Origin of the sequence: Vibrio sp. Vb2131, from assembly GCF_033338535.1 — a bacterium.
Lineage (GTDB): Bacteria > Pseudomonadota > Gammaproteobacteria > Enterobacterales > Vibrionaceae > Vibrio > Vibrio alginolyticus.
Genome location: NZ_JAWOSW010000010.1, coordinates 1 through 14,373 on the forward strand (window position 1 = coordinate 1; position 14,373 = coordinate 14,373).

A 14,373-nucleotide genomic window follows, 5' to 3' on the forward strand; every position below is an offset into this window, starting at 1 on the left:
AGTTCTTTTAGTTGTTGATTTCATAACACTCTCCAATTTTGGGGGTGGAAAGTGTCAACCTTATTTAGGACGGCACAACCAGTAGAAAAAAGGCCTGACGATGTCGTCAGGCCTTTTTAGTTTCGCCGATCTTTTTAGCGTTTGAACGTTACTTGCTCTGCTTGTTCAAGATGAATATGAGTTGTTGCAGGCTGTGTTTCTGCAATAACTTTACCGTGACGAACAGAGTAGCGAACCGGCACTTGGCGACGTACTGCGTCAAAACCATTTTCTGCGGGAAGAATCAGTAAACTACCTGGTTTGCCTTCTTCAATGCCGTGCTTATCTTGAATGTTCAGTGTACGTGCTGAATTGGTGCTGATCAGATCCAGTGAGTTGTTGATTTGGTCGTAACCCATCACCTGACACACGTGCAGACCCATATGCAGTACTTGCAGCATGTTTGCAGTGCCTAGTGGGTACCAAGGGTCAAATACATCATCGTGTCCAAAGCAGACGTTGATGTTGGCATTCAGCATCTCTTTCACTCGTGTTACGCCGCGACGTTTTGGGTAATCATCAAAACGTCCTTGTAAGTGAATGTTCACCAATGGATTTGCCACGAAGTTGATACCGGACATGCGTAATAAACGGAACAGGCGAGATGCGTATGCACCGTTGTAGGAACCCATCGCTGTGGTGTGACTGGCCGTGACTTTATTCCCCATATCAAACTTGTGCGCTAATGCTGCCAGTGTTTCAACGAACCGAGATTGTTCGTCATCGATTTCATCACAATGCACGTCGATCAGGCGGTCGTATTTTTTCGCTAACTCGAATACGTAGTGCAGCGATTCAATGCCATATTCGCGTGTGAATTCAAAGTGTGGAATCGCGCCAATCACGTCCGCACCTAATTTGACGGCTTCTTCTAGCAGCTCTTTGCCATTTGGGTAAGAGAGAATTCCTTCCTGCGGGAAGGCGACGATTTGGATATCTACCCATTCTTTCATCTCTTCACGCACTTCTACCATCGCTTTTAGGGCAATTAGGGTAGGGTCTGAAACATCGACGTGGGTACGAACGTGTTGTACGCCGTTTGCTATCTGCCATTTTAAGGTTTGTTTTGCGCGCGCTTTCACGTCTTCAATCGACAGCATTTCTTTGCGCTCAGCCCAACGTTCAATACCCTCAAACAATGTGCCAGAGATGTTCCAGCTTGGCTCTCCTGCGGTTTGAGTTGTATCTAAGTGAATGTGTGGCTCGCAGAAAGGCGCAACCGCCATACCGCCTTCAGCATCGATGATGTCACCGTTATGACTAAGCTCCACATCGTTGCTTTCAATGCGCTTGAATTGACCATCTTCAATCAAAATTTGCTGCAGACCTTCTTGTCCTTTTAGCGTTACGTTTTTGATCAGTAGTGTTGTCATGATGGTTCCTTACGCTGGCTGTGTAGCCAGTGCTTTTTTGTTGAGAACAGGATTAAGAATCAGGAAGCTAATTGCGCCGCCAAGTACAGCGTTAATCGGCACTACGCCAGGCAGGAAGTGTCCCGCACCAACGCCAATCACGACAGCGATAATGCCAGCCCAGTTAACGTTTTGGAATTGGGCGGCTTCAAAGTTTGCGTAGCGTTTACGGTTCGTGAAGAAGTCAGCGATGATCACACCGCCAATCGGTGGAATTGCCAAAGATAAGAAGGTCAGCCAGCCAACAAAGTTATTGTAGAGCCAGAGAGCGCAAAGTGTGCCAACAAGACCGTTCGCCATTGAGATGTATTTACTTGGTAAGCCTGTGATGTTGGAAAATCCAAGACCCGATGCGTAGAGCGCGTTGTCGTTGGTCGTCCAGATGTTCAAGCCAAGAACGATGATAGCTGGAATAAGAAGACCTTGCGCGATCATCACTTCAGAGATGTCTGATTGACCCGTCACCGACGCACCTGCCGCGCCAAAGATAAACATTAACGAGTTACCGATGAAAAATGCCACCATGGTGATCATCACGGCGCTGCGCGGCTTTTTACCAAAGCGTACGAAATCCGCCGTTAATGTACCAGCACTGACAAAAGAGCCGACAACCATCGCGAGAGCTATTGAAAAATCGAGTGGCTCGGTTGGTTGAACCTGTTGTAGTTCGCTTATACCGCCAACACTATTTACTGCCTCGATGACAGAGTAGCCGCCAAGTAGCGCAATGGCAGGAACGGCAATTGCTGACAACACCATCAGTGCGGAGATGCCAAAGTAAACGGTCGCGGTCATGAGCAAACCGGAGACGAGGATCAAAGTATTGGTATCGATGCCCGTTGCTTTGTGCACCGGAATCGCAAACATCGCGACACCAACTCCAAACCACCCAACTTGAGTACCGCCAAGAAGAGCAGAAGGAAGCCAAGAGCCTTTAGAACCAAAAGAGAAACGAGCAAGAAGGTGAGTAGAGAGACCAGTAGAAGCGCCGATGTAACCGAGGAAAGAAGTGTAAATACCGAGGATTAGGTTACCGATGAGAACAGCGAGGAAAAAATCATTAAAGGAGAGCCCAGTACCGAGAGAACCCCCAGTCCACATACTTGCGGAGAAAAAAGTGAGTCCTAACATCACCATTGTAAGTGACGCCACGCCTTTTCTGGCCGTGTTAGGAACTGGTCCAAGACTGTAGTTATTGTCTCCAGCCATTATTACCTCCGCACATTGAAATATTAAATTATAGTACCTGATTTTCAGGCAAACGGCGCGTATTATCGTGATGTAAATTTAATAGTCAATGATAAAATTGCAATTTAAACGTTTGCTTTGTTTTTGATGTGTATTTTTTCTTTTAATAACAATGGTTTGATTTTTAAATTCTAAAGGTGGAAATTTTGATTTTACGTATTTTCTATGATTTATAGACAGGTTTTCTATGTGAAATGAATGTTTTGAATTGCTATTTGTTTTTATGGATTAAATTTATCTATAACTCTGGATTGTTCAGTCGATTTCTATGAAAAGAAAACGATTTCATGATGAGGTTTTTGGTTTGGACGTTATTTGTTCTTTTCTTGGGTGTGTTTTCTTGGTTTTATTTTATGTAGGTGATTTATTTTTGTTGAAGCTGGCATTTCTAATGGTTTAGTGGGCGAATATTTGAATTTTATAAACAGTAAACAATCTGTTGTGGGTAAGAAAAGTACAACCGAGCTCGGTCAGAGGATAAGAGGGCAATAGCCACATAAAAAAATAGCCAACCGCAAAGAGTGCGATTGGCTTATATACATGTGAACAAAATCAAGTTCACTAACAACGTCAGTTGGCTAGGTGACCCTCGGCTTAAGAAGGGTCGATTTATATAATGCAGTTACTGTGCCAACTTTAATATGCCCTAAAATACGTAGTTTCTGTGACATGCGTTGCTTAAAGTTTGAGTATGTTTGCAATTTGCAACTGCGTTATGCAATTTGACTCTATTATGCTAATGATTGATTAATAAACAATGAACCTTTTAAAGCATGACTAAACTCGCCGTTCCTAAAAAGGCGAAAAAACCAACTACATCTGTCACTGTTGTTAGAATCACCGAGCCAGCCAAAGCGGGGTCCAATTTAAACTTATCCAGAATAATGGGAATCAGCACACCAAATAAAGCTGCGGTAATAATATTGACGATAATGGCCAGCGCGATGGTTCCCCCAAGAACCGGAGATTGAAACCACAATCCGGCGAGCCCGCCGATGATTAACGCCCAAGCAATGCCGTTCAGAGAGCCAATACCCAACTCATTTTTCAATAGCTTGAAACGGTTACCTGGGGTGATCTGATTAAGCGCCATCGCACGAATCATTAGAGTGAGCGTTTGGCTGCCAGCAATGCCCCCCATGGATGCAACAATTGGCATGAGCACCGCCAAAGCCACCACCTGCGCAATTACATCTTCAAATAGTCCGATAGTGACAGACGCCAAAATCGCAGTAAGCAAATTGATGCCTAACCAAACACCGCGCTTTTGCGAGCTTTTTAATACTGGCGCAAACAAGTCATCGCCTTCATCCATACCTGTACCGGCCATCAAACGTGCTTCGTAGATTTCACGCTGTGTACTCAATGCAAACTGCCAATCGACTTCACCGATCAGTGTTTGGTCTGCATCAGTTACAGGGAGAGCGGGCAGTGTGCTGTGTTCTAATGCCTCTACCGCTTCAGGAAGCATCATTTTACTGTCTAGAACCGTCACAGCCTCAATAACGAGTGTTTTTAAGCGAGTATCGGGGTCACCACGTAAGATATCGAAGTAGTTGACCGTTCCACGATACTGTTTATTACGATTAATCAGATACACCTGTTGAGGCGTGTCGTAGCTATAGCGCTCCATTAACTGCTTAGCTGTCCCAATCGTAATGTTGAAGGGCAGGGTGATGATCTTACGTTCAGCCCAGTGGCCGAGTTCTTCATCAGCATACTCGTTTGCTTGATCGTAAAGTTCCAACTCATCTTTTTCTATCAACGAGAGCGCTTCGTTGATGATCGACTCTGGCAACGAATCGGCCCATTCGATGAGCGACAAGTTGTCGAGTTTAGCGAGAGTGAGCTTTAGCTCGACTTCAGATAACGCATTGATGATAGAGAAACGTACGTCCGCACGCATTTCCGTTAACACGTCGATATGTAGCTCTAGTGGTAAAGCTCGCCATAAGCGAACACGATCGTCGATTGGAAATGCTTCTAGAATCAGGGCAACCGCGCCGGGCTCGAGGCCCGCTTCAATAGATTCATTGAGCGTTGCGACTTGATCCGCTTCTTCGGCTTGGCCAATTTGCTGGATTAGAGTGGAGAGATCTTGAAACTTGCTCACCGAGTACCCCGATAGTTAATTCGTTTTATGGAAGTATGGCATGTTATTGAGATGCACAACTATGCATCTTAACCTTGCTCAAGGTACTTGAAAGTAACAGAAAAACAATAGGCTATTCGCTGTTGATGGTGAGATATGGCTGTACCAATTGGCGAATGTTCACTTTTGCGGCAATACGGGCTGCCAGCAAGTACATTCCGCCGATTTTTCTGTGTAAAAATAGGGCATCTGCTGGTGGAGTATGCCAGTATTCTTGCTCCATGCTTAGAATGGTGCCAGCCTCGCGAAGCTTTTGTGCTAAGCCGCTGGCTTTGAAATCATAGGGCTCATCGACCAACATAGGTTCACATGCCATTTTCACTAGATCGAGAATCGCTTGGCGCTGGTCTGGAAGGATGGTTTGGCTGAAGAAGCCTATTTGTTCAAGCGCATCATTTAAGCCTTGTTCGTCATTATTCACGACAGACGCAAAAGCTTGGCGATAGCCGGTACTGAACCGTTCGCTGTATTCGCGGGTCGCCCCGAAATCTAGCAAGCCGATTTGACGAGTGTTTTCGATATATAAGTAGTTGGCGAAGTTGGGATCGGTTTGCACCATCTTAAATTCGAACAGCTCTCGAAACAGTAATTCGAGTAGGCTGTGCATGACAAAATCCCGTGTACTCTGATCATACTGTTCGATTTGCTCAATCGGACTACCATCAATGAATTCCATCGCGAGAACGGAGTCTGAGCAACTTCCAGTATGAATCTTCGGTACGACAAAATGAGGGTGCTCCTTCAAAGCGTCATGATAACGAATGGCAAATTGCGCCTCTCGTGTGTAATCGGCCTCGTCATGTAGCTGCTTTTTCGCTTCTTCGAGTAATCCTTTGTAGTCGACAGACTCGGGAATCAACCCAACGACCTTGAGCAGTGTTCCGACATTATCGACGTCGCTATCGATACTTTTCCGTATGCCCGGATATTGCACTTTGACGGCTAGGTTATCGCCCGCATCGCTGTAGGCTTGGTGTACTTGTCCTATTGATGCACTGGCGATTGGTTTGAAGTTAAATGACAGAAACTCAGCTTTCCAATTCGTTCCTAGCGAACTTTCCATTACTGCGTTGAGTTGTTTTGCAGGCATTGGGTCTGCGTTGGAACGAAGACGGGAAAGAATATCGGCGAGTTCAGGTTCTAAAACATCACCAGCATCCATTGATAGCATTTGTCCAAGCTTCATTGCAGCGCCACGTAGGTGAGCAAGTTGGTCGGTTAAACGCGCGATGTTCTGTGGCGTCAGCAAGAGGTCTTTCGCTTTTGGTTTGTTGCCTTTGGCTATCTGCTTCGTGCCTTCTGCAATCACATTGCCTGCGACACGGGTAGCAAGTGAAGCGAACTTGCTGAATCTTGAGATGCGATGGGTAGGTAGGCTTCTTTCCTTTGCCGACATGAATCTTCTCCGCTATTTACTAACTAATTGTTATACGGGAAAAGGATATGTTTGGATACAAATGAAAAGAAAACCGCCAGCGTAACTGGCGGTTTGCGAGTTTAGATAGAGTAGAAGAAGTACAGTTGAGACTTCATTCGGATGATGATCCCGCGAATCACATCCAAGAAGGCCATGAAGCCTATCGGTTTTTCACCGCTGACCCATGCGAGGCCAACAGAGCCAACAGGGATGTCGTAGCCTTCTGGCTCATCAATCTTAAGACGAACAAAGTGGTGTTTGTTCTGTAAGTTCTTTCCAGTGGTGACACGTACGGAATCATCGAAACCCAGTAGATTACCTTGTGACTCACCTGTTGCTTCAACAATGCCTTCGACGGTCGCTGAGAAGATCTTACCTGGGTAAACGGACGAAGAGAATTCCGCTGGCTGACCCGGTTTGATGTTACGAATCGCCTGGTGGTTGACTCGCATCAGCACGTACTTCTCGTTAGTGTACATGTTGATACGCGGCATCATCGATACACGCTGACCTTCACGCAGGATAAAGTTGGTGACAAAGCCATCTGTTGGGGCATGAACTTTTGTGCTATTCAAATCCCATTGCGCTTTTGCAATTTGCTCTTCAGCTTGGCGCAGTTCGGCTTGTTTAGTTTCAACTGCAAGTTCCGCTTTATGAATCGCCAGTTTTGCACGGGAAATATCGACTTGTTTCTTCTTGATTTGAGACTCAAGGGTCAACACGTTGTGACGTGCCATATCAACCGCACTCGATTGTTTGTCGATATCGCTTTCCGTGATGGTGTTGTGCACTACTCGGTTTTGCTCAACATAACGATCTAGCATTTTTTTCTGCAATTTGTAGTCAACTTTCGCCGCTTCCAACTGGCTCTTTGATGTTTCTAGATCTTGCACTAGCGCTTCGTGGTTAGCTTCTTCAATCTCGATGTCGCCTTTTGCTGTAGCTAATGCAACGCGAGCAGAATCAGCGGATACGTTCGCTTGATTTAATGCGATTTTGTATTGCGTTGGGTCAAGTTCATAAATGAGCTGACCTTCTTTAACTTGCTGATTCGGCTCAATGTAAATGTGGTCAACTTTACCTTTTACATTGGTTGAATCTGGACGCAATTGGATGTGTGGTGACTGCACGACAGAACCGCCGGATAAATCCATCGGGGTGAAGTTAATCAAACCTACCCAGACGAACATTAGCCAACCCAAGCCGCCAAGATAAGCGAACGATTTGGTTGCTTTGTTCCAAGGCATGCCAACCAAACGCAACAGATAGATGAAGAGTGCCCATACCGCTAAACCTTCTAACATTATGCTTCCTCTTTTGGCTGTGTTTCTGTTTGCGGTTTACTTTTCCATGTATCACGCAGATTGATGATGGCTTTTTCCATATCAACAAATGCAAAGATCACGGCTAGCACCCAAACCCAGTGCCAGATAAACCCTATCCAGGTCAGCGCAGTGATGAGCCCTATCTGATGATGATCTTTGCTGTGTGCTTTATTGATAGGTAATTCATGGATTTTCCAAAAGCCGTAACACGCGCCCGCGACACTCGCGATTAAAACGACAGCAGCAACAACATGTAACGCTGTATCTGCGCCTGTACCGACAAATGGGACACTCAGTAAACTCATTAAACGCTCCTCTATCAAACTGTTGGCGTATTGTGATCTGAATTTGATTTGCGGCTTTCTTTGTGACAGATTCAATCACTACAGGATTAAATTTGATGTGATTGGTTATGAAAACGGTTCGGTTTATTCGCGCGATGGGCATTCTAAACATGCATAACCTCGCGTTATCTAAATACAATTTGGACTCGGATGAGTTAGGGATCCCAGCATCGGTGTTTCGTAACCCAATGACACTGATCCCGCTAAAAGCCGTTGCGGAATGGTACCGTTGTGTTGAACAAGCCAGTGGTGACCCGGATGTGGTGTTGAGTCTCAGCCGAGGTATTGAACTGCAAAAGCTAGGGCCAGTGGGACGCTGGTTATTCTCCGGCAATGATTTAGCCAGTACCATTCGGCGAGTGAATTATGGTGTGAGCAACCTACAATCAGGGGCGTTTTTTGCTGGCGAACAGTCGGGTAAAATCATCAAATGGACTTACCACAACCCGTTTATAGAAACGTCAGTAAAGGTGCACGATAGTATCCGCTGTGCGGTATTTATGATTAAGGTGTTACGCGAATTTCTTGGCAAAGATTACCAGCCTTTACGTGTCAAGGTTTCAGGCTCGAGAAAAAATACTGAGAGATACCGGGAATATTTCGGCTGCGAGGTGGAATGGAGTCAGCCAAAAACAGAGATATGGATCCCGGGAGATGACCGACTAGCTTCTCGCCAAGTGAGCCATCGAGAAGACAACCGTCTAGCGATGAGTTTTTCCGATTTGGATGATTTGCTTAATATGCCCGACCCAGAAGATGAGTTGAAAGTGATTTATGAAGTGGTGAATTACAGCAGCCATTATGGATTGCCAACGTTAGAGCGCGTTTCTTCTCTGCTTGATTTATCTGAACAGCAGTTTCAACGTCGTTTGCATAAATTAGGACTCAATTTTTCGACGGTTTCTGGCTATGTATTGAGTAATATTGCAGCTGGTTTGTTGAGTAAGCGCGTGAGTATTGATGACATTGCCACGCGCCTTGGTTACACCAATGTGGCGAGCTTCAATCGTATGTTTAAGAAACATCGTGGATTAACGCCCAAGCAGTATACGGGAAGATTAGAGAAGTAGTGCTCCACTTATCTCTATGAGTACAAGCAATAAAAGCCCTCAAAGTTGAGGGCTTTGTTATTTTTTTGTGTCGTTTTATGTGGTGGCTATTTCTTAGGACGCCAACTTAGTGCACTTGCAACAGCGCCGATGGCAATTACATCCTTTTTTTGTTCGCTAAGTTCAGGGAGCATCTGTACCGCAATGGTACCGTTCGTCTGCACTGCGGCAATTTCTTGTGTGCCTTCCTTAAAGCTATAACCCAATGGAATGTCTACCGCCATCATGGCGTCAGGACTAGTATGTACAGTTTCTACATTAAAGTGGGTGCTACCAATACGCACTACGCCTGTCTCTTTTTTCTCAAAGCTGATGTCGATGAGAGCGGATTTTGGCTCCATCGCAAACTCACCGACTTTTTTACCATCTTGAGTAATGTCACAGGTGTAAGGATCATTCCCACCAAAATCGACGCCCATGTAGTTAACCGACATACCGCCTCCAGTGCAGTTCAAAAGCCAAGTTTCCCCGCTGTCGATACGAGTCACTTCTGCGCCCATTGAACCTTCTTTGAAAGAGATACGGTTAAACCAACTTGAGTTAGAAGCACTGCGTGAATACTTGCCTTTGTACTTACCAGCAAAATCAAAATGGCCATCCGCACCGAATCCCCAAAAATCACCGTCGGTTTTGATCAGCATTTCTGGTTGTGCTTTTACGGCATCAGTACGATCCATGACGGCTAGGCCACCACAACCAGCAAGGAGCAAGGGAGCGAATAGAATAAGTTTCTTCATGTTTTTCATTTTTTATAGCTTGGTTACATCTAGGGTTTGGTCGGTGAATTGGATGTTCTGAATGTCGTACAACTCGTCAGTGCCTGTACTCGGGCACTCAACAGAAACGCTCTTTGCTTTGATAACAGTACATTCCGCCAGTTTGTGTGGCACTATATAGGTGTTGATACCGCCTTCACCATAAATGCTGTTGTCTTTGCTGTTGCCTTCAAAAGTATTGTTTTGATCATTACCGATCACATTCATCGCGTCGCCGCCAATGATCTTCACTTTTGTTAGCCACTGAGATTTGTAGGTGTACGCTTCTATCAAACCGTCTTTGTTGGGAGCCATACGGAAGGTAGGTACTGTGCCTGGACTTGTCTTTTCTGTGTAGAGCTTGACGCCCGCAGAGTCGATATTCGCGGTATATTGCAAGTATCCGTGGAATAAGCCACTGATCCAATCAACGGCTTGTGGATCTTGGGTTTGCATTTCTTCACGCGTTAACGCTTGGTAGCCATCTAAACCATGTCCGTTTGCTTTTGCTACACCCATGTAAGCTTCAAAAGCGGCAGCAAAATATTCGTGAGAATATGAAGGGCCCGTTTGTTTCACACTTTCAGGATCGAAGTCGTCCGATTTCCAATCGTCCCAGTCATACTGAGTAGGGCGCCACACCGTCGGTTTGCCCGATTGAATATCGTTATAGATGCTTAACGCATGAGCTTGAATGTCATTTTGCAGTGCCGCAGTCGCCGTGTTAGGTGCAATACCTTGCGCTTGGACCAAGTGTAAAATTTCTTCAAAAGCGGCGTCTCGTTCGGCTTTTTTACCAAGATTGGCGCAGTAATCGGCAAAATTACTCATGTAATGGCAATCGCCTTCAACTGTCAGTTCTCGATACATTAAAGATTGGCTATTCCTTAGCCAGTTTGGTGTTTCTTTACTAGTTACTAATGTTGACGCGATAGATGTGACAAGTGTATCCATATCATCTTCGTTAAGTACCATCATGCTTACAACAAACTTTTCTAGAGAACTCGTATCAAAAGAGTGTGCTAAGCCCGAGCTTGTAACTGCATCGTTCAATTTGTCTTGGCGAATCAGTTCGTTGATAAAGATTTTGGTTAGCATCTCATCATTCTGTTCGTCGTTTTCGGTCAGCATTAGTGTGGCATCACGCTCGGCTAATGTCTTAGCGATACGAGACTTATCAGCACCGTACTTAGAGTCTGGTTGGTTTGTGAGAAGGTGTTGGATGATTTTGGCTGCACGAAAGATTTTTTCATTATTCGCACCGTCATCAACAGCCACAATGTGAAATGTATCGTTGTTGTTTGCTTCGGAAAGGGAGATTTTCACATAGTGGGTGAAGCCAGCATCAGCAGCCACTTTTAACTTGGCTGGAAACTCTGTAGAAACGACAGTTGGGATTGTGACAGTGCTCAATGTTGGCGCTGGTGGTGGTGGAGGTGTCGTTGTCGATGGTTTCGGATTAGATTCACTGCCGCCACAAGCAGTTAGACTTATCGCGCAAAATATGGCTAAAGGTGTTAATTTGGAATATCTCATTTCATGTTACTCGTAGACTTTATTAGAGCAAGAAACTTAGAAGCAACATAAAGTCCTGTCTATATAAGCAAACTAAGTCATATATGTTGATATTGTTTTTTGGTAAGACCTATTATTCGATATGTTTAAAAATATAGTAGATTTTTATTCCGAATTTTATTTTCTATGTGAAGCTATATTCTGATAATAAATAAAACATCAGGTTATTGAATGGTTTAAGGGGTATAGAATGATTAGGGTTATCGTATATGTATGGTTTGTAAGCGTATGTAAGCCTGCTTTTTATTAAAATTATCATTTAAGTGGGTTGCGCAGTATAGGACGAGCGATATACTCCCTCCATCATATTGGTGGAGTAAATGATTCATGGTGGGTAATACAATCTTACTGGTAGAAGACGACTCAGAGATTGCTCGATTAACCAAAATGTACCTCGAAGCCGAAGGATATACGGTAACTGTCATCGATAACGGTCAAAATGCATTAGAAACGATTAAGGGGCTCAAGCCGGACCTAGTGCTGTTAGATTTGATGTTACCAGGAAAAAATGGCGCAGAAATATGCCAAGAGGCGCGTAAGTTTTATCATGGTATTATCATTGTTTTGACTGCGACCGATGATGAAATGAGCGAGGTGAGCTTATTTAAGTTCGGTGCTGATGATTACCTTACCAAACCGATAAAAGGTAATATTTTGCTCGCCCGTATTGAAGCAGCGTTGCGTCGCTATTGTCGTCAAGTTGATATCGTTGAAGAAGAAAAGCTGAGCCGATATGGCATTAGTCTTTGTCTTCGTCGCTCCCAAGCATTTTATTTGCAAAAAGATATTGGTTTAACGAGTTCTGAGTTTGAAATTTTAGAGCTCCTGATGCTGAATGTCGATAAGCCAGTATCTCGTGAATCATGTTGCCGTCTTGCCCGAGGCATTGAATACTGTATTACTGATCGTTCGATTGATATGCGTATATCCTCACTAAGGAAGAAATTCTCTAAGGCTCATATCCATACGGCTACCATTAAAACCATACGTCACCACGGCTACATGCTGACAGGTAAATGACGCATGTTTTCCCTGTTTACTCGTCTATATGTGGGGTTAGTAACTGGCCTTGCGCTGACTGTTGCTTTGTTTCTCTTTATGGGGGAAGAGTACATGCGCAAAACAGAAGTCGGTGTTTTTTTGAACGATGGTGCTTATTTTGTCGATCAATACATTGAGCAACGAGGCACTCCGGATTCTCTCTACAAGAAGTTAACCGAAAACGGCAAGCAAGATTTCTTTATCTTTGATTTAACATTGGTTGAAAACTGGGACGGATCACCACCTTGTCGAGATTGTAATCTGCTGTACCGTATGCAAGGGATACCTGTTTATCTTATTGACGGCAGTACCTATGCTGCGGTATTCCCTTTGCCTAACACTTCGAAGAGTTTAGTTTTCAAAGAAAAAACGGACTTCTTTAGCCCACACGTTGATTGGAATGAAGATTCTGAGATTGTATTTATACTTACTCTGCTTTTGGTTGTTGTATGCAGTTTAGGCATTATGGTTTACATACCTGTACGACGTCTTGACCGCCAAATTCGGCAACTAACGGCTGCGCAACAACAATTTGGTTCTGGTGAGTTGAATACGCGAGTCGATCTAAAGCAATTTTCGCAACCTGTGAAAGAGCTCGCCCAAGGCTTCAACTGCATGTCTGAAGAGATTGAGAGACGAGTGCGCCAAACACACATCTTTACTCAAGCTATTCCTCATGAAGTGCGCACTCCGCTGAGTCGTATTCAGCTAGCGACGGATTTAGCTCGACGAACGAGTGGTGAAATGCAGGCAGAGTTACATGACGATATTGAACGATACGTTGATGTAGTGACGGATTTAACATCCGACATCGTCATGCTGTCGCGCTTGAGTGTGAAAAACCACTCATGGATCGATTCTGTTGAAACCATGGAACTGCCACTTTGGTGTAAAAGCCGCTTGAATTACCTAGGCTTAGAGTCCGCCATGTTGAGAGCAGAAAATGAACTCGCGAACCAATTGATTCACTTTCAGCCTACTTTGGGTAACCTTGTCCTCGATAATTTACTGCAAAACGCCAAGCGTTATGGTGAGTCCTGCGTTGAGGTGACGATTCGAACGGTAGCGGATTGCTGGAGCATCGATATTGAGGACGATGGTCCGGGCATCCCTGAGGCGATGCGAGAAGAAGTATTTATGCCATTTTCGCGCTTAGACAAAAGCCGCAACGCCGACATGAAAGGCTTTGGTTTAGGGCTTGCCATCGCTACCAGTGCTGCGCGGCAACTGGGGTGGGAGCTTTCTGTCGGCGAGAGTCACTTAGGCGGCGCACGTTTTACGGTGCTTATTCCTGCCAACGGTTAGAGTAGGCACTGCGGTAGTCTGGCTCTGCGATACCTTCATACAAATCGTCACAAGCTTGCAGTGGACCTACGACGGTTCGGTAGGGTAGGACACCTGCCCAAACAGGGATGTCCATGTCTTCCGCATCGTCGTTGACGCCAAAATTGCTGATTTTCACTGATGCCTCCGTGAGCGGGATACGCAGTAGCATGGTGGCTTTGAGTTCTTTTTCATTACTCAAACGGACTTGTTCTGTTCTCCCCGGAGCGATCTGTTCAATAAAGTGATTCAGCAACCTGTCTTTCTCTTGGTTATCTTCCACCACCTCAAACTGGCCAAAGACCACAGCACTGCGATAATGCGCACTGTGGTGAAACGCACTTCGAGCCAATACCCAACCATCAAACAAAGTAAAGGTTAAGCACGTTTGCACTCCTTGTTTGAGTGAGCGTAACAGTCGACTGTTGTTGGCACCATGGATATATACGTAATCATCGACACGCCATGCCAGCATAGGGATGACCACAGGGCCTGACTCGTTGGTTATCGCAATATGAGCGATTAGGCTTCCATCTATGATGGCGTGCAGTTTGCTAACATCAGAGACGGCTTTATGTGCGCCTTTCTTAATTTCCGTTCTATTGGTGTTGGATAGCATTTTCTCTCCTTGTT

General features: G+C 45.0%; 12 protein-coding genes. 3 read left to right on the forward strand and 9 right to left on the reverse strand.

The window, feature by feature from the left end; translation table 11 throughout:
- Positions 1–134 precede the first annotated feature (134 nt).
- From R7E38_RS12210 to R7E38_RS12235, 6 genes are all read right to left on the reverse strand, one after another.
- Positions 135–1,412, reverse strand: a complete 1,278-nt coding sequence (locus R7E38_RS12210; protein WP_104980493.1) for a cytosine deaminase — start codon at positions 1,410–1,412, stop codon at positions 135–137.
- A 9-nt stretch (positions 1,413–1,421) separates the two neighbouring features.
- Positions 1,422–2,660, reverse strand: coding sequence for a cytosine permease (gene codB, locus R7E38_RS12215; RefSeq protein WP_064354865.1), 1,239 nt, complete (start codon positions 2,658–2,660; stop codon positions 1,422–1,424).
- Between the two features lie 805 nt (positions 2,661–3,465).
- Positions 3,466–4,812 (reverse strand): magnesium transporter, encoded by a 1,347-nt coding sequence (locus tag R7E38_RS12220; protein WP_005373641.1) that lies wholly within the window; start codon positions 4,810–4,812, stop codon positions 3,466–3,468.
- A gap of 112 nt (positions 4,813–4,924) precedes the next feature.
- Entirely contained in the window at positions 4,925–6,247 is a 1,323-nt protein-coding gene (locus R7E38_RS12225) for an ABC1 kinase family protein (protein WP_226083301.1), read from the reverse strand.
- Positions 6,248–6,348: 101 nt separating this feature from the next.
- The gene (locus tag R7E38_RS12230; RefSeq protein WP_054577755.1) at positions 6,349–7,572 is read right to left on the reverse strand and encodes an HlyD family secretion protein; all 1,224 of its coding nucleotides are present in this window, start codon (positions 7,570–7,572) and stop codon (positions 6,349–6,351) included.
- On the reverse strand, positions 7,572–7,898 hold the full coding sequence (locus R7E38_RS12235; protein ID WP_054577756.1) for an MFS transporter: 327 nt from the start codon (positions 7,896–7,898) through the stop codon (positions 7,572–7,574). The genes R7E38_RS12230 and R7E38_RS12235 overlap by 1 nt, the downstream gene beginning before the upstream one ends.
- A 107-nt stretch (positions 7,899–8,005) precedes the next feature.
- Between R7E38_RS12235 and R7E38_RS12240 the strand changes: the two genes are divergently transcribed.
- Positions 8,006–9,007, forward strand: coding sequence for an AraC family transcriptional regulator (locus tag R7E38_RS12240; protein ID WP_054574582.1), 1,002 nt, complete (start codon positions 8,006–8,008; stop codon positions 9,005–9,007).
- 86 nt (positions 9,008–9,093) lie between these two features.
- Here R7E38_RS12240 and R7E38_RS12245 read toward each other — a convergent pair whose 3' ends face one another.
- Together R7E38_RS12245 and R7E38_RS12250 are read right to left on the reverse strand one after the other, a co-directional pair.
- Entirely contained in the window at positions 9,094–9,783 is a 690-nt protein-coding gene (locus R7E38_RS12245) for a hypothetical protein (protein ID WP_031778833.1), read from the reverse strand.
- Between the two features lie 12 nt (positions 9,784–9,795).
- Positions 9,796–11,337: a hypothetical protein gene (locus R7E38_RS12250; protein ID WP_238852364.1), complete on the reverse strand. Its 1,542-nt coding sequence runs from the start codon at positions 11,335–11,337 to the stop codon at positions 9,796–9,798.
- A gap of 366 nt (positions 11,338–11,703) precedes the next feature.
- Here R7E38_RS12250 and R7E38_RS12255 point away from each other — a divergent pair, with 366 nt between their 5' ends.
- Both R7E38_RS12255 and R7E38_RS12260 read left to right on the forward strand, forming a co-directional pair.
- Entirely contained in the window at positions 11,704–12,396 is a 693-nt protein-coding gene (locus R7E38_RS12255) for a response regulator transcription factor (protein ID WP_005373624.1), read from the forward strand.
- A gap of 3 nt (positions 12,397–12,399) precedes the next feature.
- Positions 12,400–13,722: an ATP-binding protein gene (locus R7E38_RS12260; protein ID WP_226083299.1), complete on the forward strand. Its 1,323-nt coding sequence runs from the start codon at positions 12,400–12,402 to the stop codon at positions 13,720–13,722.
- Here the strand turns inward: R7E38_RS12260 and R7E38_RS12265 are convergent.
- Positions 13,703–14,359, reverse strand: coding sequence for a pyridoxamine 5'-phosphate oxidase family protein (locus R7E38_RS12265; protein WP_169628908.1), 657 nt, complete (start codon positions 14,357–14,359; stop codon positions 13,703–13,705). The two genes, R7E38_RS12260 and R7E38_RS12265, sit on opposite strands and share 20 nt — an antisense overlap.
- Positions 14,360–14,373: the final 14 nt, after the last annotated feature.